The following is a 19,909-nucleotide window of genomic DNA, read 5'->3' as shown; positions in this document are numbered from 1 at the left end:
CCTTACTCCCGGAAAAGACGCCGGGAGCGGTAAAGCCTGAGGGAGTTGTTCACCACGGTAAGGCTGCTCAGGGCCATGGCCAGTGCCGCAGCCATGGGATCCAGATGCCGCAGCATGGCCGGAAGAAAAACAAAGGATGCCAGTACCCCTGCGGCCACAGGAATGAGAAGCACATTGTAACAAAAGGCCCAGAACAGGTTCTGACGGATAACCCGCAGACTCACCCTGCCCATCCTGAAAACCATGGGCACCTGGGAAAGCCGGCCTCCGGCCAGAACCACACCACCGCTTTCCATGGCCACATCCGTTCCGGAACCCATGGCAATGCCCAGATCCGCAGCCGCAAGGGCAGGTGCGTCATTGATACCATCCCCCACCATGGCCACCCTGCGACCGGATTTCTGAAGCTCTTGCACCGTAAGGGACTTTCCTTCGGGCCGGACTTCGGAAAATACCTCATCCACACCGCAGGCAGAAGCAGCGGCGGCTGCACTTTCCGGCGTATCCCCCGTCATGAGCACCGTACGCATCCCCATGGACTTCAAGCGGGATACCACATCTACGGCTTCCGGTCTCAGGGTATCCGCCACGGCAAAAAGCCCCGCAAGCCTTCCCCCCATGCCAAGGGCCAGAACGGTTTTCCCCTCCCTGCGCAGCTTTAAGATTGCCCCCTCACCGGATGCCGTATCCACGCCTTCCTCCGCCACCCAGTCCGGACGACCGATCAGAATGGCATGGCCATCCACAAAGGCCCTGACACCGGCACCTCCCACACTGCTGAAATCCTCTGTAGTGGGAAGAAACAATCCTTGATTCTCCGCGGCCCTGAGCACGGCCCTGCCCACGGGATGCTCAGATCCCCTTTCCGCAGCAGCCCCCAGAGCAAGCAGCTCTTTTTCGGACAAACCCGCATCCAGAGACAAAACATCCGTCAGCTCTGGCCGCCCAAAGGTAAGGGTGCCGGTTTTATCAAACACCACCGTATCCACCTCTGCGGCATCCTCAAGGGCCATTCCGTTTTTAAAGAGAATCCCCCTTTCCGCAGCACGGCCCGTTCCGGCCATCACAGCCGTAGGCGTTGCAAGGCCAAGGGCACAGGGGCAGGCAATGACCAGCACAGCCACAAGGCGTACCATACCCTCCAGGCCATCGCCCGCAGCAAGCCACCAGATGGCAAAGGTCAAAAGGGCCACAGCCACAACCACAGGCACAAAAACCCCAGCCACCCTGTCCGCCAGTGCCTGCACACGGGTGCGGCTGCCCTGGGCATCCCGGACCATGCGGATGATACCGGCAAGAACCGTTTCAGACCCCACCCGCTCCGCAAGCATAATCAGGCGCCCCCCATGGTTCATGGTACCTCCGGTTACGGCATCACCGGGCTTTTTATCTACGGGAATGGATTCCCCTGTGAGCATGGATTCATCCACGGCACTGCGGCCTTCTTCCACCACACCATCTACGGGAACAGTACTTCCCGGACGCAAGACAATCCGGTCTCCCTTTCTGATTCCGGAAACGGGAACTTCCACTTCAAGGCCTTCTTCGATGCGGATGGTCATTTTAGGTGAAAGATCCATCAGTTTGCGGATGGCCTCCCCGCTTTTTCCCCTTGTTCCCGCCTCAAGGAGCTTGCCCAGCTTGATCAGGGTAATGATCACCGCAGCGGTTTCAAAGTAGACATGGCCGCCGTCAGGAAAAAAGAGAACGATACATACAGAGTATCCATAGGCCACGGATGTCCCCATGCTGACCAGCACATCCATGTTGGCACTTTTGTTTTTAAGGCTCTGCCAGCCACCTTTGAAATAATCCAGACCGGTGTAAAACATGACAGGTGTTGCAAGAAACCAGAGCAGGTAATTCACCCAGACCCCGTGACTCCACGCCCCCATGAGGTCAAAATCCCGGCCCATGGAAAGGATGAAAAGGGGGAGGGTAAAGGCCGCACCCACGAGAAATTTCTTCTTCTGTTCCGCCACTTCGGCTTCCCTTGCCGCCTTTTCCACATCTTCAAGGGCTTCTCCTCCCCCTTCTTCCATTACAGGGGTAAATCCGGCCTTTCGGACGGCGCCGGCCAGTTCAGAAGGCCCTGTTTCTCCCGGAAGATAGACCACATGGGCTTCTTCTCCGGCCAGATTCACCTTTGCATCCAGCACACCGGAAACAGCGGACAGGGCCTTTTCAACCCCCCCCGCACAATTGACACAATGCATGCCCGTAACAGGGATGCGCAACCGGGCCTCAGGTACCTGAAACCCTGCCTTTTTCACCGCATCCACGAGCTCCGTAAGGGATGTTCGTTCCGGATCAACTTCCGCATCAAGGTTTTCCAGAGCAAGATTCACCCTTGCCCCATGGACACCTTCAAGGGCTGAAACCGCCTTTTCCACACCACTGGCACAATTGACACAGTGCATGCCAGTTATGGGTAAACGAATCTTACGCAACATAAGCATCCTGCCTTTCCATGGCATATAAAGAATATGGACCAGCACGGCACCGGATATTCAATGAATAAACAGAAACAATAAAAAAACCTGCCTGAGCCAAAAGCTAGGCACAAATTTTTCTTAATGCAAGAAGATATTTTTCACGGGGCAAAAAAATCCTCCGGCACTTCTTTCATATTTTCAGGATAAAGACTGCGGCAGGGGTCTGAAATAGTGTTCAGGAAACTTTGTAGAAGGGATAAACTGTTTTTTATTCAAAAATTCCCGCATGCTTTCCGATGTGGGCAGGGCATAGAGAAGGGCGCCACCTGCGGAGGAAAGATCTGCACATATGGCACACAAAACCTGAGTGCCCACACCCATACGCATACGATGCAGAGGGGCCGCATCTCCGTTGGGATAAAAAATACGCAGATGACCTATCCACTGATCCGACCTCACGCCACAGGCAAGGCAGGTATCGTAGATATCATCTGTGGGAAAAAACCGGACCTTCTGATAAGCCTGCAGGGGCTTGCAAACCATCTGCGCCCTGCCCTGCCAGTGCTGACCTTCACTGTCCACATCCATACGGTAGGAAAAAGTACTGCGGGAAACAAGGCGATGAATCTGTATCCGGGGCATGCTTTCACTCCAGAGAAAATCTGCTATCCACCCATGCAAAAAGCGCATGGGAAAAATAAAGCCATGCATAAGAACTGCAGATTTTTCTGATCAGCCGGAAGGATCCTCGGCGTCCAGATGAAGCAGGCTCTCGCCACCGGGATATTTTCGGGTACGGTACTGGGTCAGGGTCATCAGCTTGCGTGTGAGATCCCCCATTTCCTGAACAGCCTGAAGAATGTGGTCCGCATATACACTCTCTTTTCTTTCGGGAATTCCAAGGGTTTTCAGGAGTTCTGAATAACCACTGATTTTCTGAAGGGGCTGGTTCAGTTCATGGCAGATGGTTGCGGCCATGCCCAGAGCGCCTTCAAGCTTCTGCTGTTTTTCCTTTTCAAGATGAACATGCTGAAGCTCGACAATGGTTTTACGCAGTTTCCGGGTGAGGAGGGTTCTTTCCAGATGGACATTCACCCGTGCAAGGAATTCTTCCTTAAAAAAGGGTTTTACCAGATAATCCGTGCCACCCGATGCAAAAATCTTCAAAAGCTCCTTCTGGTCCGCAAGGGCCGTAAGAAAAATAACCGGCGTATCCTCCATGGATTCATGCCTGCGGATCTCCTGACAGAGGGCAATGCCATCCATTCTCGGCATGACAAGATCCGTAACCACCATATCCATGACCCACAGCCTGTCCGAAAGAATTTCACAGGCCGCCTGCCCGTCTTCGGCTTCTGTTACCTGCAACCCTTCCCTGCGTAAATTTTCTGCAACAATACTCCTTGCCGTATCACTGTCATCCACCACAAGGGCGCTAAGCCCTTCCATGGGCTGGGGCGGCTTTAAAATGGCCTCCACTGCAGCTTTAAGGTCTCCCCTTGCAAAGGGCTTTGTAATAAAATCCGCAGCTCCCAGTGCAAAGCCCTTCTGGCGGATGCTCAGGGTGTCATTGGCTGTGACAAAAATAATCGGTATCCTTGCATCTTCCACATGGGTAAAAAAACGGCGGTAATGGTCTTCCTGAAGCTTGCGGAAGGTTTCAAAACCCCCAAGTCCGGGCATATCAATGTCAAGGGTGATCAGGTCCGGAGAAGGCGGCTCCGCAGCCCTTGCCAGCGCCTCAAATCCGTTGGCAGCCTCGCTGACCCGGTAACCGGCAGCCTGAAGCTCCTCCCTGATCAGTCTCCGTATCAGGGCGCTGTCATCCACCACAAGTATTTCCAGAGGACGTGACATGAAAATTCTCCTGCAAGACAAGGGCAAAGGGGAGGGAGATACATTCGCCATACGAAAAAAGGGACTGAACGCTTGATAAAGCGCAGCCCCCTTTCACAGCAAAAAGGATATGGAATCAGGCTTTTTTAAGGGCTTCCAGCTCTTTTTCCAGTTCTTCAATACGGTCTTTGTCGCTTTTTACTTCCACGCCCTCTTCGTTTTTCCAGCTGTCCTTGAGTTCATCAAAGCCAAGGTAAAGGGCAAGGCCACCACCGATCAGGAGCATGATCGGAAGGGCACCGGCAATCAACTGGAGAAAGGCACCAAACCATACCGCAAGACCGATAACACCCAGAACAGCAGCAACCGCACCACCCACTAACGTTTTCATTGGAAACAAGCCTCCTTTAAAATAATTATCATTCCTGGCGATCTACAAAATTATCCTTCAGTCTGTGATAATGCTTAGGCAAAAAGCAAACATTATCCTTCAGTTTTTCAGATCCTTCCTGTATCACCGCCCTCTTTGGGGTTGTTTTTCAAAAGACACACCCACGTTCTTCTGAATCCTGATAAATTTTGGAGAAAATATCACAGCCCAGAAAGCAAGACAAGCCTGAAAATAATTTCAACTCTCAGACCTTGCCACAAGCCACTTTATCCCGCAACGAAAAAATCATCAAAAAACAGACCATGGCTCAAGGAATCTGTTTGATAAAAAATGTCAGGACCAGAGACTTATGCTTTATCATGAAGAAAATCAAATACAGAAACCAGATTGCCTTAATTGCCCTTCCTTTACCGTTGCCAGCAGGGGCTTTCTCTGCTACTGCTTGAGTGTGTGCTGCCAACAGCATGCGGAAGGCCTTTTCCCACCGTTTTATAAGTCAAAGGATTTACCATGCATGAAATGCCTGAGCCGGGATTCCCTGTAAAACGCCGTTCCTTTTCCCTGCGCAAATGGTCCAGAGACCAGATGACCCACGAAAAAGAATCCAGCACCTCTGTTCTCAACAGAAAGGCCGGGTGGCTTTCCATCCTTATATTCCGTTTTTTTTTCCGTAACATCCATACGGGTCCTGAGCTCAAAGAAACCATGGACCGCCTTCCTGAAGATGCTATTGTTCTTTACGCCACGCCCAGGCGAAGCACTCTTGAATTTCTCTTCTCCTGGTTTCGTTATCAGAGAATGGGCATGCCTGCCCCAAGGATCGGACTGGATTACAAAGTCATTATTTTTCAGCCCATCCTCCGCTCAATCCGGATTTTTTTCACAAGAGCTCTTTACCTTTTAACCCATTTCCGCCTTGCAGACCCGTATACAACGGGATTTTACAGAAACCGCCTCATGGAGGGGCATACGGGCTTCATCTACCTTTCCAGCAAAAGGGGATTTGAGCGTCGTTTTTTAAAGTCCAGAACCGATGCCTTCAGCCACATCATCGACCTGCAAAAGATTACGGAACGACCCGTCTACATCATCCCCCAGACCCTTTTTTTTGGCATCACCCCCCACAGGGATACGCCATCCATCATAGACCTCATCTTTGGCTCTGCCGAAGATCCGGGAAAAATCCGTCGGCTCCTGACCCTTGTGCGCAGAAACAATCAAAAGGTTTTCATGGATTTTTCCGAACCCATCTGCCTGAAAGACTTTCTGGCGGAGCCGGAGATCAAAGGACTTTCCACAGAAAATCAAACCCTTCAGCTCCGCAGAAGACTTCAGAAAACTTTCACCCTTCAGCGCCAGAGCATCACCGGCCCTGTTCTGAAGCAACGGACAGAACTGATTGAATCCATCCTCACCAGCGAAAAAGTACAGCGCATCCTAGAGGAAGAAGTTCGGGACTCCGGAAAAAATCTGCCTGCGGTACGAAAAAAAGCCAATGACTACCTTGATGAAATTGCAGCGAACTATTCTATGGGCTGGATCAAGGTCTATGATATTGCTCTGACCTGGATGCTCAAAAATATTTTTGAAGGAATATCCGTAGACCAGAAAGGGTTGGCAAAAATAAGGCAGGCCGCCAAAAAAGGCCCCCTGATTCTGGTACCCTGCCATAAAAGCCACCTGGATTATCTGGTACTTTCCTACCTTTTCCACCACAATAAAATGCCCTGCCCCCATATTGCAGCAGGCAAAAATTTAAGTTTTTGGCCCTTAGGCCCAATCTTTAGGGGCGGCGGTGCCTTTTTCCTCAGGCGCACCTTCAAAGACAACCGTCTCTATGCCCGAATTTTTTCCACCTATGTGGAAACCCTTCTCTCGGAGGGTTTTAACATTGAATTTTTCATTGAAGGCGGCAGAAGCCGGACTGGCAAACTTCTTTCCCCAAAAATGGGACTCCTTTCCCAAACCCTTTCCGCCTATGGCAAAGGCGTGGCTCCGGAGCTTTCCATTGTTCCCATTTCCATCGGTTATGACCGGGTACTGGAAGAAAAATCCTATCTCCATGAATTGGGAGGGGGAGAGAAAAAACCCGAAAGCATGGGACAGCTGGTCAAAGCCAGAAAGTCCTTAAAAGTCCGATACGGCAAAGTTTATGTGAACTTTGACAACCCCATTTCCCTAAACGACTATTTTGCTGAAAAAAATCTCAACCCGGCTGAACTGGACAAAATAACCCACCAGGAAATATGCACGGACCTTGCCTACCGATGCATCCATTCCATCAATCAGGTCAGCGTAGCAACGCCCTACGGCATTGTGGCGGGTGCCCTCCTCAACCTTTTTCAGCCAACCATTCCCTATGCCCGCTTAGAAGAGGTAATGGAAGCTTACCTTTCCTACCTTTACCGAATGGACATACGCATGGCAGACACCCTGCAGGTTAACCCTGACTATGCCCTGCGTCAGGTAGCCGAAGCCTTTGTGCAAAGGGGATTTGTGGACGCTGCCACGGAAAACCGCGATGATCTGCGGATTGTACTCAATGAATCCAAAAGGCCCATACTGGATTACTATAAAAACAACGTGATCGCCTTTTTCATCCCTGCGGCCTACACATCCCTTGCCATTCTGGAGCAGGATGCCCTGCAGTTCACATCAGGGGATCTGCATCTGACCTATGGCAGGCTGACAGAATTTTTCAACGATGAATTTTTTCAGGATCCCGACCGAAGTGCAGAACTGCTTGTCCGTAAAAACCTCAAGGCCTTCATTGATGATGCCATACTGGTGCCCCACCCCACCCTTCCGGACACCTACAATGTAACGGCTTCTGGACTGCGCAAACTTAAACTCTTCTCTGCCTTCCTTCTCACCTATCTGGAATCTTACTGGGTGGTCCTCAACTTTTTCATGCGCTACCCTAAGGATACAGTAGCCCCCAAAAACCGACTGAAAAAAATCCAGGCCATGGGCCAGCGCATGAGCAAGCGTGGTGAAATCAACCGCATCGAAGCCCTGTCCGGAGTCAATTATAAAAATGGGCTTGCCTTTTTCCTTCGCTCAGGCCTTGAAGGCTCGGAAGACAAGGAAGCCATAGAAGCCCATGCCAACCGCATACAGCATTACATCAATCTCATCGTCACCTGATTTTCAGAAGGGCTGCCCGATCCATGGGCGGCCCTTTTAAATATCTTCCACCTTAAAGACCTGAAAGCTGTCCATGCGCGCCATCCTCCTTGCCGCAGGCCGGGGGACCCGGCTGCAACCCCACACAGACCATATTCCCAAACCCCTTTTTCCTTCGGGGGGGATCCCCATCATCGACCGCCTTATTTTCCAGCTGGCTGATCAGGGAATGGATGCCATCCTCATCAACACCCACCATCTGGCAGAACTGCTGGAAAACCATATCCGACAGAACACCTGGCCCATACCCGTATTCTGTCGCAGGGAAAAAAACCTTCTGGACACAGGTGGTGCCATTGCCAATATGAAGGATTTTTTCACCGAAGATCCCATGCTGATCCTCAATGCCGACATCAGAACGGATATGGATTTTTCAGCCCTCACAGACTTTCACCTGCAAAAACAGGCCATGGCAACACTGGTTCTTTCCGCCTCTTCAGATATGAACCATGTGGCGGTTCATGGAGAACGCATCGCAGGCTTCAGGGATGACAGCGTTGCCCCGGAGTGCAGTCGCATGGCATTTACGGGTATCCAGATGCTTTCTCCCGAAGCCCTTTCCTTTTTTGAATCGGGAAAAATTTTTTCTTCCATTGATGCTTACAGGTCCATGATTCATACAGACAAGGCTCCCTTCGCCTGCACCCTTCCCCCTTCATCCCGCTGGTCTGACCTTGGAACCCCCGAACGTTTTTCTGAAGCAGCCATGGAAGATCTGCTGCTTTCCATCAGGAATTCCAGCACCCTTTTCCGAAAAAAGGCACTGGCCGGAGACGGATCGGACCGGAAGTGGTGGCGCATCGTATGGGAAGACGGAAAAGGCTGCATCATCGCCGACCACGGTATACAGGGACTTATCCGGCCTTCGGAAGCCATGGCCTGCGCCTCCATTGCAAAACACCTTGCCGACCACATTCCTGTGCCGGAATGTATCGGCGCCGATATTTTTGCAGGACTTGTGGCCATGGAAGATCTCGGAGATGAAAGACTCCACGACCGCATTCTTGCTGCTGGTACAGAAACAACACGGCCATTTTATGAAAACCTTCTTGCCCTTTTTCCGCAAATGAAAAAAGCCCTCTCGGGCTTCATACCTGAAATGGCCTTTATTTTTCCAGCTTACAATAAAAATCTGATTCTTGAACGGGAATGCGGTTACTTCAAAAAGGCCTTCCTTGAAGATCTCCTTGACTTAGAGAATATGCCTGAAGGGCTTGCATGCGCCTTTCATTTTCTTGCGGAAAAAACCCTTGAATACGGCTGCACAGGACTCATTCACAGAGACTTCCAGAGCCGCAACATCATGATCCTTAATGAAAAAATCCACATCATTGACTTTCAGGGAGCCATGCAGGGACCCCTACAGTACGATCTTGCCTCCCTCCTGCTCGATCCCTATGCAGGACTTGCCCCTGCCATGCAGGAAAGGCTGCTGGAAAAATGCACAGGCCTCATGGAAGAAGAAGGCTGCTGCCCGCATACCTTCCGCAAGGGATACAGATACGCTGCCCTTTGCCGCAATCTTCAGATCCTCGGAGCCTTTTCTTTCTTATGGAAAAGAAAAAACAAAAGTTTTTTTAAAGACTATATATCCCCTGCCCTGAAAAGCCTTCTTATGCAAAAAATTCTTGAGGAGCCTGAACTGAAAGCCATCAGAGACGTCTCCATAATGGCGGATTCCAGATGGAAGACCATGGCATCCGGCCTGCGGATCTGATTGCCGCTATTTTTTTTGATAATGATTGACAGTTTCACCCAAGCCCTGTATTCTTATCTTTCGGTGTGATTGGCTCTAAAAAAGGGTTGTTCATATATTGACAATTACACCATGAAAAACATGTTCTTTAAAATTGGGGGCGACATGGCTTCGACGGGGATGTTGAAGTGAGGGTTGCATGCCGAGCTTCCGCAGGCTCGTAAAACAGCGGAACCTAAAGTAATCGCAGACGATTATAACTACGCCGTAGCTGCATAGCTACCGTCCTGCCAGCACACTCCCGCAGTGCTGGAACGGGGCGTCGACTCGCGGGACCGCTTGAAAAATCTGCCTGCGGTTTTTCAGGTTAAATCAGCAGGATCGTCCGAACCACAGCCAGTTCAGAGGCGTTGGCAAGGACTAAAATCAAAATCTGAACTAAGCATGTAGATACTTTCATAGAGAGTCTTCGGACGCGGGTTCAATTCCCGCCGCCTCCACCAGCAGCATATTTAAAGCCACCTTCGGGTGGCTTTTTTTGTGCCCGATTTTCCAGAAATGACGGGCTTTTTGCCGATTTCATGTAACCGCATGCAACCAGTCAAAACCTAAAAAAACATGGTCAACCGAGCAAAAAACAAGGGACAAACAAGGGTTATTTGTGTATTTTGTTCCTTGTGTTCCTCTTTTGTTACTTATCGGAGGCAATATGGCAACAAAAAACAAATCACGACAATAGTGTGTGAAAATGAGGCACCAAGGAAATCACGGTAAGCATTGCCAGATGGCGGGGGCTGTTTTTAAACGTGTAACCGTCAGGTCCACTGACCTAACGCTGGGCAGACTTTCTCATCTTTAATTTACATCCCTAAGGTATTCTGCACAGCCTGTGTATGGTCTGGGCGTGCCATTTCCCTTTATTGGAAAAGGTGGGCACCCTGTTATTTTCCAGATATTCCGCAATCTGATCATAGGTATAGCCCTGCTCCCGCAGACTGCGTATTTTTTTTATAATTTCTTTTTTTTCTTCACCGGATAGTTTTTTTAAAACAGGAGCCTCCCTTTCCTGCTCCGGCGGCCCCCCTTCCTTTTCTTGATTTCCCGGAGACATCACCGCAGGGGACCAGCCTTCCGCCACCACCTTCAGGGCATCCAGCGTCAGGGGCAGCATGGCTTCGAGGAGGGCAAGTTTTCTATCTTCCACATCCGCAGAACGCTCCCGTGCATCCGCAAGGCGACCCATGGTTTCATTCATCCCCTGCAGAAGCATGTGTATACCCACAAGGATTTCCTCCGTGCGCTTGAAAAAATCCTCACCGACCTGGGCCGTACTCTTCTTCTGCTGGGATCGACGATCATAGGCTGCCCTTCTTTCCTGATTACCATAGGATTCCTGAGAGCTTCTTCCTGCCCCCTGGCTTCGATCTTTCTGACTGGACCGGAGATTCTTTAAAAACTCGTTCATGACATTCTCCCTTCCACAAGGATGTCCTGAAAAACTGAGAGGCAAAGGCTGTACGCCCATGCTGCGGCCTGTTGACGAAAAACAGATTAAACAAAGTCATGCGGAACAGAAACCATAGCCCTGTTACAATGCCAGCGCAAGTTTTCCAAAAAGATAATTACTCCGGCCATGGACAGACAGGTCTGCCATATCATGCCAATGTTTCTTTCCGTGTGTATAAACTTTCTGCTGTCAGGCAGGGATGGCACCGAATCAATTCATGGCCATAAGGGCAGACAGACAAAAAAGCATAATGGATAAGAAAAGAATACATGATAAAATTATCAATTGTCAATTCCATATTTTTTCAGTTATAAGTAGCGGTTTTGCTGTTATACGTCTGTTTTTTACTGTTTTTTACACCTTCAATACCCGCCCGGGCGGGGAGGCTTTCAGGAATCCCATGTCATTTGAATCATTGAATCTGAGAAACATTGCCATCATTGCCCATGTAGACCACGGCAAAACCACCCTTGTGGATACCATGTTCCGCCAAAGTGGCGTTTTCCGTCCTGATCAGGAAGTTGCTGAACGCATCATGGACAGCATGGATATTGAAAGGGAGAGGGGCATCACCATTGCCGCCAAAAACTGCTCTGTACGCTATAAAACAATAAAAATCAATATCCTAGATACACCCGGCCATGCGGACTTCGGTGCGGAAGTGGAACGTGCCCTTTCCATGGTGGATGGTGCCATTCTGCTGGTGGACGCCGCAGAAGGCCCCCTTCCCCAGACCCGTTTTGTTCTCAAAAAAACCTTTGAGGCAGAAATTCCTGTGATCGTTGTCATTAATAAGGTGGATCGCCAGGATGCCAGACCACAGGAAGTTCTCAATGAAATCTATGATCTCTTCATTGACCTTGAAGCCACGGAAGCACAGATTGAATTCCCATGTCTTTACGCCATCGGCCGGGATGGGGTGGCAGGTCCGGAACCGGATCAGCTGGGTGAAGACCTGACCCTTCTTTTTGAAACCATCCTCGACCGCATTCCTCCCCCCAAGGTCAACCCAGAAGGGCCTTTTTCCATGCTGATTTCCGATATCGGATACTCCGACTATCTGGGACGCCTTTCCATCGGAAGAATTCAGAGCGGCAGCCTGAAAAACCGTATGCCCTTCATAAGGGCCAGTGCGGATAAGTCTCTGCTTCCCTTCCGGCTTTCAACCATTCAGGTATATGAAGGCACCCAGCTTGTGAAAACGGAAGAAGCCTCTGCCGGAGAAATCGTGGTGCTTTCCGGCAATGAAGACGTGGAAATCGGTGACACCCTTACCATTGCAGACAATCCCCTGATTCAGCCCCGCATCCGGGTGGATGAACCAACGGTGGCCATGCGCTTTACCACCAACAATTCTCCCCTTGCAGGAAAAGAAGGAAAACTTGTTCAGTCCCGGAAAATCAGGGAAAGACTACAGCGGGAAACCCTCAGAAACGTGGCCATTCAGATAGAGGATACCGATGACAAGGAGACCTTCCTTGTCAAGGGACGCGGAGAATTTCAGATGGCCATTCTCATAGAAACCATGAGAAGGGAAGGATTTGAACTCTGCGTGGGAAGACCTGAGGTGATTTTCAGGGAAGAAAACGGTGTCCGGACAGAACCCATGGAAGATGTTTATATTGACTGCGATGAAACCTTCATGGGCGTTGTCACGGAAAAGATGTCCATCAGGAAGGGACGCATGGAGTCCCTTGTAAACAATGGTTCCGGCAGGGTCCGTATGCACTTTAAGGCCCCTTCCAGGGCACTCATCGGATACAGGGATGAATTCCTTACGGATACGAGGGGAACAGGGATACTGAATGCCCTTTTTTCCGGTTATGAACCCTACAGGGGAGATTTCCCGTCCCGTTTTTCAGGCTCCCTGGTATCCGACAGATCCGGCACCGCCATTCCTTACGCCCTCTTTAATCTTGAGCCAAGGGGAGAGCTGATCGTCACTCCGGGCACACCGGTTTACAAGGGAATGATCATCGGGGCCCATGCCAAGAACAATGATCTGGACGTCAATCCCTGCAAGGAAAAAAAGCTCACCAACATGCGGGCATCGGGCAAGGATGACAACGTCCTCTTAAAACCCGTAAAACCCATGAGTCTCGAAGCGGCCCTGCAGTTTATCGCCGAAGATGAACTGGTGGAGGTAACGCCCTTAAGTATCCGGCTCAGAAAAACCTATCTCGATATCCATGAGAGACAAAGGCAAAAAAAGCAGAAAGAAAACGGATAAGACAATTTCTGCCTGTCACCCGTGTTCAGCCGGTCCCTTCCCCGCCAATGGAGGAAAGGGACCGGCTGCGGTTTTCAGGAATAATTAGCCGGATCATCCACAAAACTTTCAAAATCATTCTTTGCCAGAAAAAGACTCACCATCTGATTCAGGGTTTCTGCAGGGTCGGCCTTTTTTCCCTGCTCACCGGCAAGCCTTTTGGCATGTCTCACCAGGGAGGCAAGGGTCTCGGGACTGACATCAATGGTTGCATGAACCGTTACGGACTGACTCAAGGTATCCTCCTCGTTTCAGGGTTATTTCCTTATCATTTCTGAACAGGATGATGGCCTGGCAAGCACCATACCCTCCAGCGCCTGCATCAGGGGAACAAGACTCTCCTTCCAGTCAAAACGTAAGATCCAGGAAGAAAGCCCCTTTAATTTTTCAAGCTCCTTTTCCGGACAGCTTAAAAGCCATTCCAGCCGGGAAACCAGCCCTTCCCTGTTTTTATAAAGGAGGAAGGGATGAAGTTCCTCTGGTAAAAGCTCCGGATAGGAAAGCCTTGCCGGAAGCAGCGGAAGACAGCCTGCAGCCATGGCTTCTGCCACAGCCATACCGAAATTTTCCTGATCCGCAGTGCTTACACAGATATGCGCCTTTGAAAGCAGGCGGGCATAGTCTTCTTTTTTTGAAGGATAGTCTGAATACACAAGGTGATCTTTGAAAACCGCCATGGCTTTATTGAAAACTTCAGGGATTTTCGCATGCCTTGCCCCCAGAAGCATCAAGTGAAAAGGAATTCTTTTCCTCTGGATTTCAGAAAGCGCATCAAAAAAATCCGACGGGTTTTTATCGTGTTCCCACCTGTGGTTCCAGACAATACAACGGGGTTTTATGGAAAAATCCTTTTTACCGTTTAAAAAAAGTGCAAAATCACAGCCGGGATACAGCACCACACTTTTTTTTTCTACTGCCTCAAGGGTCCATAAAAGATCCGGTTTAGGAAAACGGGAAAGGACCTCAGAGGCCGTTTTCAGAAACCGGATTCTGTGGGCTTCGGAATTAAAGGCCACACAATCTGCGGCAAGGGCGGAGGTCAGATCCGTCAGGGCCGGATTCAGATCATGACCGCTATGGGGAGAAGGGGGATAATCGAACTGATTTTCATGGAAATAAAGAAAAACAGGAGGACATAAGGGACCGGCAAGGGCCTTGAAATCCGCCACACCCGTCATGTTGGTGGTGATAACGGCATCATAGGCTTCAATTTCTTCAATGTCCTTTAAAAAAAGGAGGGCAGCTGAGCGCATGCGCCACTTCCAGTGCCTTGCCGGAAGGGTCTTCAGTTCTGTGGTGTGGGGAAGATGCTGGCAAAGACCATCCATAAAGGCCTTATGGGAACCACCGTAGTATGCTTCCAGCATGAGAAAACGCACGAAGCCCCCCTCAAACACAAATGGCCTGCGGCATCAAGGCAGGCCTGCTCCTTCTTTTGCTTTGGTACCGAAGGGGAGACTCGAACTCCCACGCCGCAAGGCACCAGATCCTAAGTCTGGCGTGTCTACCAATTCCACCACTTCGGCATTAAAGGAAGTCTTTACGGAATTTTTTGCAGGGGGTCAAGGCAGAAAACAGAAAATTCCCTCAAAAGTCCTTTTAAAAAGGATCAGCCCTCCCATCTCGTCAGGAAACCCGTTATCAGGTCCCAGATTCTCTCTCCTCCGTCTTCGGAGAGAATATCGTGAAAAAGAGAATCGGCAAGGTAGAGTTCCTTGTGCGCTGTTTCGAGGCGCTTAAAAATTTCCGGAGCCGCTTCCGGTGCTACCAGAGGATCTTTCCGGCCCTGCAAGACCATGCAGGGAACACGGATCAGGGGAACCCCTGTCCTTACCTTCTCCGCAAGCAGGGCCATTTCCCTGAAAACAGTCTCCGAATGCTCCCTGTATCCCATACCGGATGCCTCAAGGCCACAGGGAAGGCGCATTTTTTCCTTTTTTCCGGTACGGATACGGGAAAAAATACGATCCCAGATGGCAGATCCGGGCTCATCGCAAAGTCTGTATTCCTGGATGCGGGAAGGCACTCCCACCAGACACAGGGCCCTCAGACCGGGAATACGGACTGCAAGAAGACTTGCAAGAAGTCCCCCCAGAGAAACCCCGACAGCAGCCACCTTTCCGCAGAGTACATGCAGGAGGGCGTAGCCTTCCAGAACCGCATCTTCCCACTGGCCAGCCTTTGCTTTTTCCAGATCCTCCAGTGAAGTGCCATGGCCGGGCAGACGCACACCATAAACCCAGAAACCTTTTTTCTGAAGGATGTCCCCCAGAGCCTGCATCCGGGCAGGAAGAGAAAGGTAGCCATGGATCAGCAGAACACCTGCCCTCCCGGGCATACCCTCCAGAAAAAAAGGCCGTCCTGCTTCCTTATCCATGAACTCATGCTGAAAACCATAGCGGCTGCGGGCTTTCTCAAAACTCCGCACACCCTTTTCCAGCAGATGGGCCACCAGCCGCCTTTGAATGTGAAAGGAGGTTTCCCTTGCAAGGCGGGTCAGATGGGGCCGCAGCAGGGCAAGGGGCTCAATCTCATTGGCCATCACAGCGATGGGATTGGCAACACGGATATCATGGAAATCATAGTCTGCGCTGAGCTTTGCGCTGTTTCGCCTGAAAACCCCGTTTTCCGCAGACAGAAGAACGCCCGTGTCCTGTGCATAGCGGAAAAAATCCTCACATCTTCCGAAACGGTCATCTGTGATGAGATGAATCTGACTGTACTCAAGGCTTCTGTGCAGATAAAGCCGCTGGCTGTCCAGCCTGAGTGTCGCTGCAAGGTAGACCCTGCGCCGCAGGTCTTCGGGATCAATGAGATCTCCGGGCATTTCCCTGAGGATGCTTGCAAACAGATGGTCCGGGTTCACCGTGGTCATGGCATAAATGGCAGCCATGTAATCCTGCATCAGCGTCACGGCAGCCTGCCGCAGGGCATCAAGGGAAGCAATGGGATCATCGGGGCCAAAGGGACATGGCGACTCAATGTCCGAAGTGATGACCGAATCCTCCAGATAGGCTCCCGCCTCCAGGGGACGGCCAAAACGGATATCCACATCCACCCCGTCGAGGAGCATGCTGCCTTCGGTCATCAGTTCTTCGCTGACCCTCTGGGGAAGGGCATCCACCAGAAAGGCGGCCAGACGGTTCAGGGCGTTCTCCCTCACACGCAGGGGGTAATAGGTGATATTGACGGGAACAATATGTACGGCCTTATCCGTTACCCCTTCAGGGCTTTCCACCTCAAAGGGCCGACAGACTTCCATGGCGGCCTCCCTGCCCTCTTCTGCCCTGTGGTGCAGAATTCTTCTGCGATAAAACTCCGCCCGCAGGGCCAGATTGGCAGCGCCTGTTCTGGGACGCTTTTTTTCTTCTCCGTTGTCCACAATAAAGCCATCTTCAGAAACCACCTTCTTACTTTTCACCATGCTGCCTTCGGGAAAAATAATCCAGCGGGCTTCATCCATAAGCAGACTTTTTATAATGAGACTGTCCCTGTCCGGTGCTGCCGTGGACACAGCCCCTCCTTTTTCCAGAAATCCGGCCATGGCCCCTGTAAACAGGGCATGGTGAGCCAGAGACCAGATGGGCCTGCCCGTTATTTCTTCCAGATGATAGGGAAGAAACAGGGTCTCGATGCGGGTGAAGTGATTCACCGTAAAAATCACCGGCCCGTCCGGAATGTTCTCCTCGCCGCTGATGGCGGTTCTGGCATTGGAGAGACGATAAAGGCGTTTTAAGGCAAAGGCAGTGGAAAGAAAGGCAAAACGGTTCATGTTTTCCCGGAATCAGGGGTTAGGCTCATGAAAAAAGCCCGAAAATAAAGGCGTTCATGTCGGAATAGGCTGCAGCCCCTTCCATGGAGAGCACCTCAGGCCACATCCCTGCAAGCTCTTCGGGTGCCATGGCTTTTTTGGGATCAAAGCGGACACCCCGGCCCGTGACCAGCTGTACCCGGTTGAGGCAGCCAAGGCCCATGTTGAAAATACTTCCGCTTTCCCCGCAGGCAGAGGAACATAGCCAGAGAACCAGAGGGGCCACCGTTGCAGGGTCCATATTTTCAAGGACTTCCGGCGGCAGAAGGTCTTCGGTCATCCGGGAAGCCGCAAGGGGGGCAATGGCATTGGCCTGAATATTATTTTTTCTGCCTTCAATGCAGACCGACTGCATCATCCCCACCAGACCCATTTTTGCCGCCGCATAGTGGGACTGACCGAAATTTCCGTAAAGACCTGCTGCGGATGTGGTAAAAAGAATCCGCCCGTAATTCTGATTTTTCATGACACGCAATGCCGGTGCCGTGACACAGAAGGCTCCTTTGAGGTGAACATCCAGAACGGCATTCCAGTCCTGGGGCTGCATTTTTACAAGGCTCACATCCTTAAGATTGCCCGCATTGTTAACGAGAACATCCAGCCGCCCGAAAGTCCCCACAGCAGAGGCGACCATGGCCTCACCGCCATCGGGATCTGCAACGGAATCCATGCTTGCAATGGCCTCGCCACCCATGGCAAGGATTTCTTCCACCACCTGAGCAGCCGGTCCTTCGGAATTGCCTGCACCGTCTCTGGCGGCACCGATATCGTTCACCACAACCTTTGCCCCCCGCCGGGCAAACTCCAGGGCATAGGCCCGGCCAAGGCCGCCACCGGCTCCGGTTATGAGCACAACCTGATCATCAAAACGAATGGGCTTTTTTTCCTGATCCACAAGAAGCCTCCTTTTTCACATATATCAAAAAAAATCAGTGACTGTTCCACTTGAAAAGGGTATGCACAATCCCTGACTGCCGGATACCCTCACCCGCAAAATTTCTGCCCTCCTTATCTGTGCAACCACAAGAAAGATATTGCTTTTTTAAATTGCAGAGATTAGGTAAACCCGTCATTTTTGTCAAGAAAGAGTCTATCAAAATATCCAGAAAACAAAGCCTTCCTTGACAAGCCACCCGCACCCGAATAACGTTTTGCCAGACACTGCTACCCGAAAAAGGAGACCGCTTTGCAATCCAAAATTCTGATTTTAAGATTTCCTGCAGAAGCCAGCCAGAAACCGCTGGTCTGCAATCTTGCCCGTAGCTTTGAACTGACCTTCAACATTCTCCACGCCCAGATCCTTCCCCGCAAAGAGGGCCTTATGGTTCTGGAACTCTCCGGTACCAGAGAGAATTTCAGAAAAGGCCTTGCCTATCTGGAAAGTGAAGGCATTGATGTGCAGAATGCCGGACAGGAAATAACAAGGGATGAATCCCGATGTACCCACTGTGGCGCCTGCACCGCCGTATGCCCCACGGCAGCCCTTTATGTTCACAGACCGGACATGGCTGTTGTCTTTGATCAGGAAAAATGCAGTGTCTGTGAGCTCTGTGTGCCCACCTGTCCCACCCGGGCAATGTGTGTGACTGCCACTAAAACCGAAAAATTCTTTGAATGAGCCCCATTCTGGTGGCCGTCAGCGGCGGCATAGACTCTCTGGTGACGGCCCGTATTCTTCAGGAAGAAGGGCATGCAATCCGGGCCGTTCACTTTCTCACGGGGTATCAGAAAAACAAGCCGGAAAAAGACATGGAGACGCTTGGAAAAAGGCTTGGATGCCGGGTGGCCCTTGTGGATTTTTCCAAAGACTTTGAGAAATATGTCATTGACAACTTTGTGGAAGAGTACAGGGCAGGACGCACTCCCAACCCCTGCCTTGTCTGCAACCCTGCCATCAAATTCGGCTCCCTCATGGATGTGGCAGAAAAAATGAATTGCATGGCCGTGGCTACGGGTCACTATGCCCGCATTCTTCCTGCAGCAGACGGGCTTCCCGGTCTTTTCCGGGGCAGGGACGCCAAAAAAGATCAGTCTTATTTCCTCTCACGGCTTCCCCGTTACCGCCTTGACCGCATTCTGTTTCCGCTGGGTAATTTTACCAAGGAAGAAGTACGGAAGAAAGCAGAGACCTTCAGGCTGGCCCCTCTCTCAGACAAGGAAAGTCAGGACATCTGCTTTCTACCCCGGGGAGGCTATGCGGATTTTCTTGAAACAACAGGAAAAATAAGCCCGGTCCCCGGCCCCATTGTCACCCCGGACGGAAAAGTCATCGGCCGCCACAGGGGCCTGCACCGCTATACCATCGGTCAGCGCCGGGGGCTGGACTGTCCCGGTCCCGCACCCTACCATGTACTGGCACTGGATACGGTCAACAATCACCTTGTCGTGGGATTCCGGGAAGAAATGATGGCGCCGGGCTGCCGTGTGACAAATATCAACTGGCTCATGCCCCTTCCTTCTGCCCCCATGCAGGTCACCGTCAAAATAAGGTATGGCCATCGGGATGTACCGGCAACACTGGTACCCGAGGGCAGCAGTCGGGCCTCTGTCCATTTTACAGAACCCCAGGCTGCCATCACTCCGGGACAGGGGGCCGTGTTTTATGATGAGGACAGGGTGCTGGGCGGCGGTTTCATTCAGGAAAAAAGTAAGTAACTGTTCAGCACCGTTTATTCTGAACTGCCAATGCTATAATTGCAGCAGCAGCTTCGTACTGTTGCAAGGCTCCGTGGCTATTTGCAAGTGACATTGCAATCGTTTCGGATCAGAGCTTTGCAG

Annotated in this window: 14 protein-coding genes, 1 tRNA gene and 1 other RNA gene; 6 read left to right on the top strand and 10 right to left on the bottom strand. The window is 51.1% G+C overall.

Going from position 1 to position 19,909, the window contains the following annotated elements; all coding sequences use genetic code 11:
- Nucleotides 1–2: 2 nt before the first annotated feature.
- The 4 genes from LZ24_RS08155 to LZ24_RS08140 all read right to left on the bottom strand — a co-directional run bounded on the left by LZ24_RS08155 (nt 3) and on the right by LZ24_RS08140 (nt 4,662).
- Nucleotides 3–2,453, bottom strand: a complete 2,451-nt coding sequence (locus tag LZ24_RS08155) for a heavy metal translocating P-type ATPase (protein WP_246118557.1) — start codon at nt 2,451–2,453, stop codon at nt 3–5.
- A gap of 180 nt (nt 2,454–2,633) precedes the next feature.
- Nucleotides 2,634–3,077 carry a hypothetical protein gene (locus LZ24_RS08150; RefSeq protein ID WP_144684402.1) on the bottom strand — a complete coding sequence of 148 codons (444 nt, stop codon included), beginning with the start codon at nt 3,075–3,077 and terminating at the stop codon, nt 2,634–2,636.
- A gap of 90 nt (nt 3,078–3,167) precedes the next feature.
- Entirely contained in the window at nt 3,168–4,292 is a 1,125-nt protein-coding gene (locus LZ24_RS08145; protein WP_186443003.1) for a response regulator, read from the bottom strand.
- A 115-nt stretch (nt 4,293–4,407) separates the two neighbouring features.
- Nucleotides 4,408–4,662 (bottom strand): hypothetical protein, encoded by a 255-nt coding sequence (locus LZ24_RS08140; protein ID WP_144684398.1) that lies wholly within the window; start codon nt 4,660–4,662, stop codon nt 4,408–4,410.
- A 510-nt stretch (nt 4,663–5,172) separates the two neighbouring features.
- Here LZ24_RS08140 and LZ24_RS08135 point away from each other — a divergent pair.
- The 3 genes from LZ24_RS08135 (at nt 5,173) to ssrA (ending at nt 10,047) form a co-directional block, all read left to right on the top strand.
- The gene (locus LZ24_RS08135) at nt 5,173–7,809 is read left to right on the top strand and encodes a 1-acyl-sn-glycerol-3-phosphate acyltransferase (protein ID WP_144684396.1); all 2,637 of its coding nucleotides are present in this window, start codon (nt 5,173–5,175) and stop codon (nt 7,807–7,809) included.
- Nucleotides 7,810–7,882: 73 nt separating this feature from the next.
- Entirely contained in the window at nt 7,883–9,565 is a 1,683-nt protein-coding gene (locus tag LZ24_RS08130; protein WP_144684394.1) for a sugar phosphate nucleotidyltransferase, read from the top strand.
- A 135-nt stretch (nt 9,566–9,700) separates the two neighbouring features.
- Nucleotides 9,701–10,047: a transfer-messenger RNA gene (ssrA, locus tag LZ24_RS08125) on the top strand.
- Nucleotides 10,048–10,412: 365 nt separating this feature from the next.
- On the opposite strand, the gene LZ24_RS08120 is transcribed toward ssrA, so the two are convergent.
- Nucleotides 10,413–11,009, bottom strand: coding sequence for a recombinase family protein (locus tag LZ24_RS08120; RefSeq protein ID WP_246118556.1), 597 nt, complete (start codon nt 11,007–11,009; stop codon nt 10,413–10,415).
- Nucleotides 11,010–11,451: 442 nt separating this feature from the next.
- Here LZ24_RS08120 and typA point away from each other — a divergent pair, with 442 nt between their 5' ends.
- The gene (gene typA, locus LZ24_RS08115) at nt 11,452–13,281 is read left to right on the top strand and encodes a translational GTPase TypA (RefSeq protein ID WP_144684389.1); all 1,830 of its coding nucleotides are present in this window, start codon (nt 11,452–11,454) and stop codon (nt 13,279–13,281) included.
- Between the two features lie 74 nt (nt 13,282–13,355).
- On the opposite strand, the gene LZ24_RS08110 is transcribed toward typA, so the two are convergent.
- The 5 genes from LZ24_RS08110 to LZ24_RS08090 form a co-directional block, all read right to left on the bottom strand.
- Nucleotides 13,356–13,556, bottom strand: a complete 201-nt coding sequence (locus LZ24_RS08110) for a hypothetical protein (protein WP_144684387.1) — start codon at nt 13,554–13,556, stop codon at nt 13,356–13,358.
- 21 nt (nt 13,557–13,577) lie between these two features.
- Complete coding sequence (locus LZ24_RS08105) at nt 13,578–14,699, bottom strand: tRNA-queuosine alpha-mannosyltransferase domain-containing protein (RefSeq protein WP_144684385.1); 1,122 nt, start codon at nt 14,697–14,699, stop codon at nt 13,578–13,580.
- Between the two features lie 62 nt (nt 14,700–14,761).
- A tRNA-Leu gene (locus LZ24_RS08100) sits at nt 14,762–14,846 on the bottom strand.
- A gap of 83 nt (nt 14,847–14,929) precedes the next feature.
- Entirely contained in the window at nt 14,930–17,092 is a 2,163-nt protein-coding gene (locus LZ24_RS08095; protein ID WP_144684383.1) for an alpha/beta fold hydrolase, read from the bottom strand.
- Between the two features lie 25 nt (nt 17,093–17,117).
- The gene (locus tag LZ24_RS08090) at nt 17,118–18,026 is read right to left on the bottom strand and encodes an SDR family oxidoreductase (protein ID WP_144684381.1); all 909 of its coding nucleotides are present in this window, start codon (nt 18,024–18,026) and stop codon (nt 17,118–17,120) included.
- 291 nt (nt 18,027–18,317) lie between these two features.
- On the opposite strand from LZ24_RS08090, the gene LZ24_RS08085 reads away from it, so the two are divergent.
- Both LZ24_RS08085 and mnmA read left to right on the top strand, forming a co-directional pair.
- Entirely contained in the window at nt 18,318–18,749 is a 432-nt protein-coding gene (locus tag LZ24_RS08085) for an NIL domain-containing protein (protein ID WP_144684379.1), read from the top strand.
- Complete coding sequence (gene mnmA / locus LZ24_RS08080) at nt 18,746–19,786, top strand: tRNA 2-thiouridine(34) synthase MnmA (RefSeq protein WP_144684377.1); 1,041 nt, start codon at nt 18,746–18,748, stop codon at nt 19,784–19,786. The genes LZ24_RS08085 and mnmA overlap by 4 nt, the downstream gene beginning before the upstream one ends.
- The last annotated feature ends 123 nt before the right edge of the window (nt 19,787–19,909 follow it).

It is taken from the genome of Desulfobotulus alkaliphilus (assembly GCF_007830435.1).
GTDB lineage: Bacteria > Desulfobacterota > Desulfobacteria > Desulfobacterales > ASO4-4 > Desulfobotulus > Desulfobotulus alkaliphilus.
The sequence above is the reverse complement of the archived record's forward strand: the minus strand, read 5'-3'. Positions and strand labels throughout refer to the sequence as shown.

Coding starts and splice junctions, on each gene's coding strand:
- LZ24_RS08155 (WP_246118557.1), bottom strand. CDS start 2,453: ATGTTGCGTAAGATTCGTTTACCCATAACTGGCATGCACTGTGTCAAT.
- LZ24_RS08150 (WP_144684402.1), bottom strand. CDS start 3,077: ATGCCCCGGATACAGATTCATCGCCTTGTTTCCCGCAGTACTTTTTCC.
- LZ24_RS08145 (WP_186443003.1), bottom strand. CDS start 4,292: ATGTCACGTCCTCTGGAAATACTTGTGGTGGATGACAGCGCCCTGATA.
- LZ24_RS08140 (WP_144684398.1), bottom strand. CDS start 4,662: ATGAAAACGTTAGTGGGTGGTGCGGTTGCTGCTGTTCTGGGTGTTATC.
- LZ24_RS08135 (WP_144684396.1), top strand. CDS start 5,173: ATGCATGAAATGCCTGAGCCGGGATTCCCTGTAAAACGCCGTTCCTTT.
- LZ24_RS08130 (WP_144684394.1), top strand. CDS start 7,883: ATGCGCGCCATCCTCCTTGCCGCAGGCCGGGGGACCCGGCTGCAACCC.
- LZ24_RS08120 (WP_246118556.1), bottom strand. CDS start 11,009: ATGAACGAGTTTTTAAAGAATCTCCGGTCCAGTCAGAAAGATCGAAGC.
- typA (WP_144684389.1), top strand. CDS start 11,452: ATGTCATTTGAATCATTGAATCTGAGAAACATTGCCATCATTGCCCAT.
- LZ24_RS08095 (WP_144684383.1), bottom strand. CDS start 17,092: ATGAACCGTTTTGCCTTTCTTTCCACTGCCTTTGCCTTAAAACGCCTT.
- mnmA (WP_144684377.1), top strand. CDS start 18,746: ATGAGCCCCATTCTGGTGGCCGTCAGCGGCGGCATAGACTCTCTGGTG.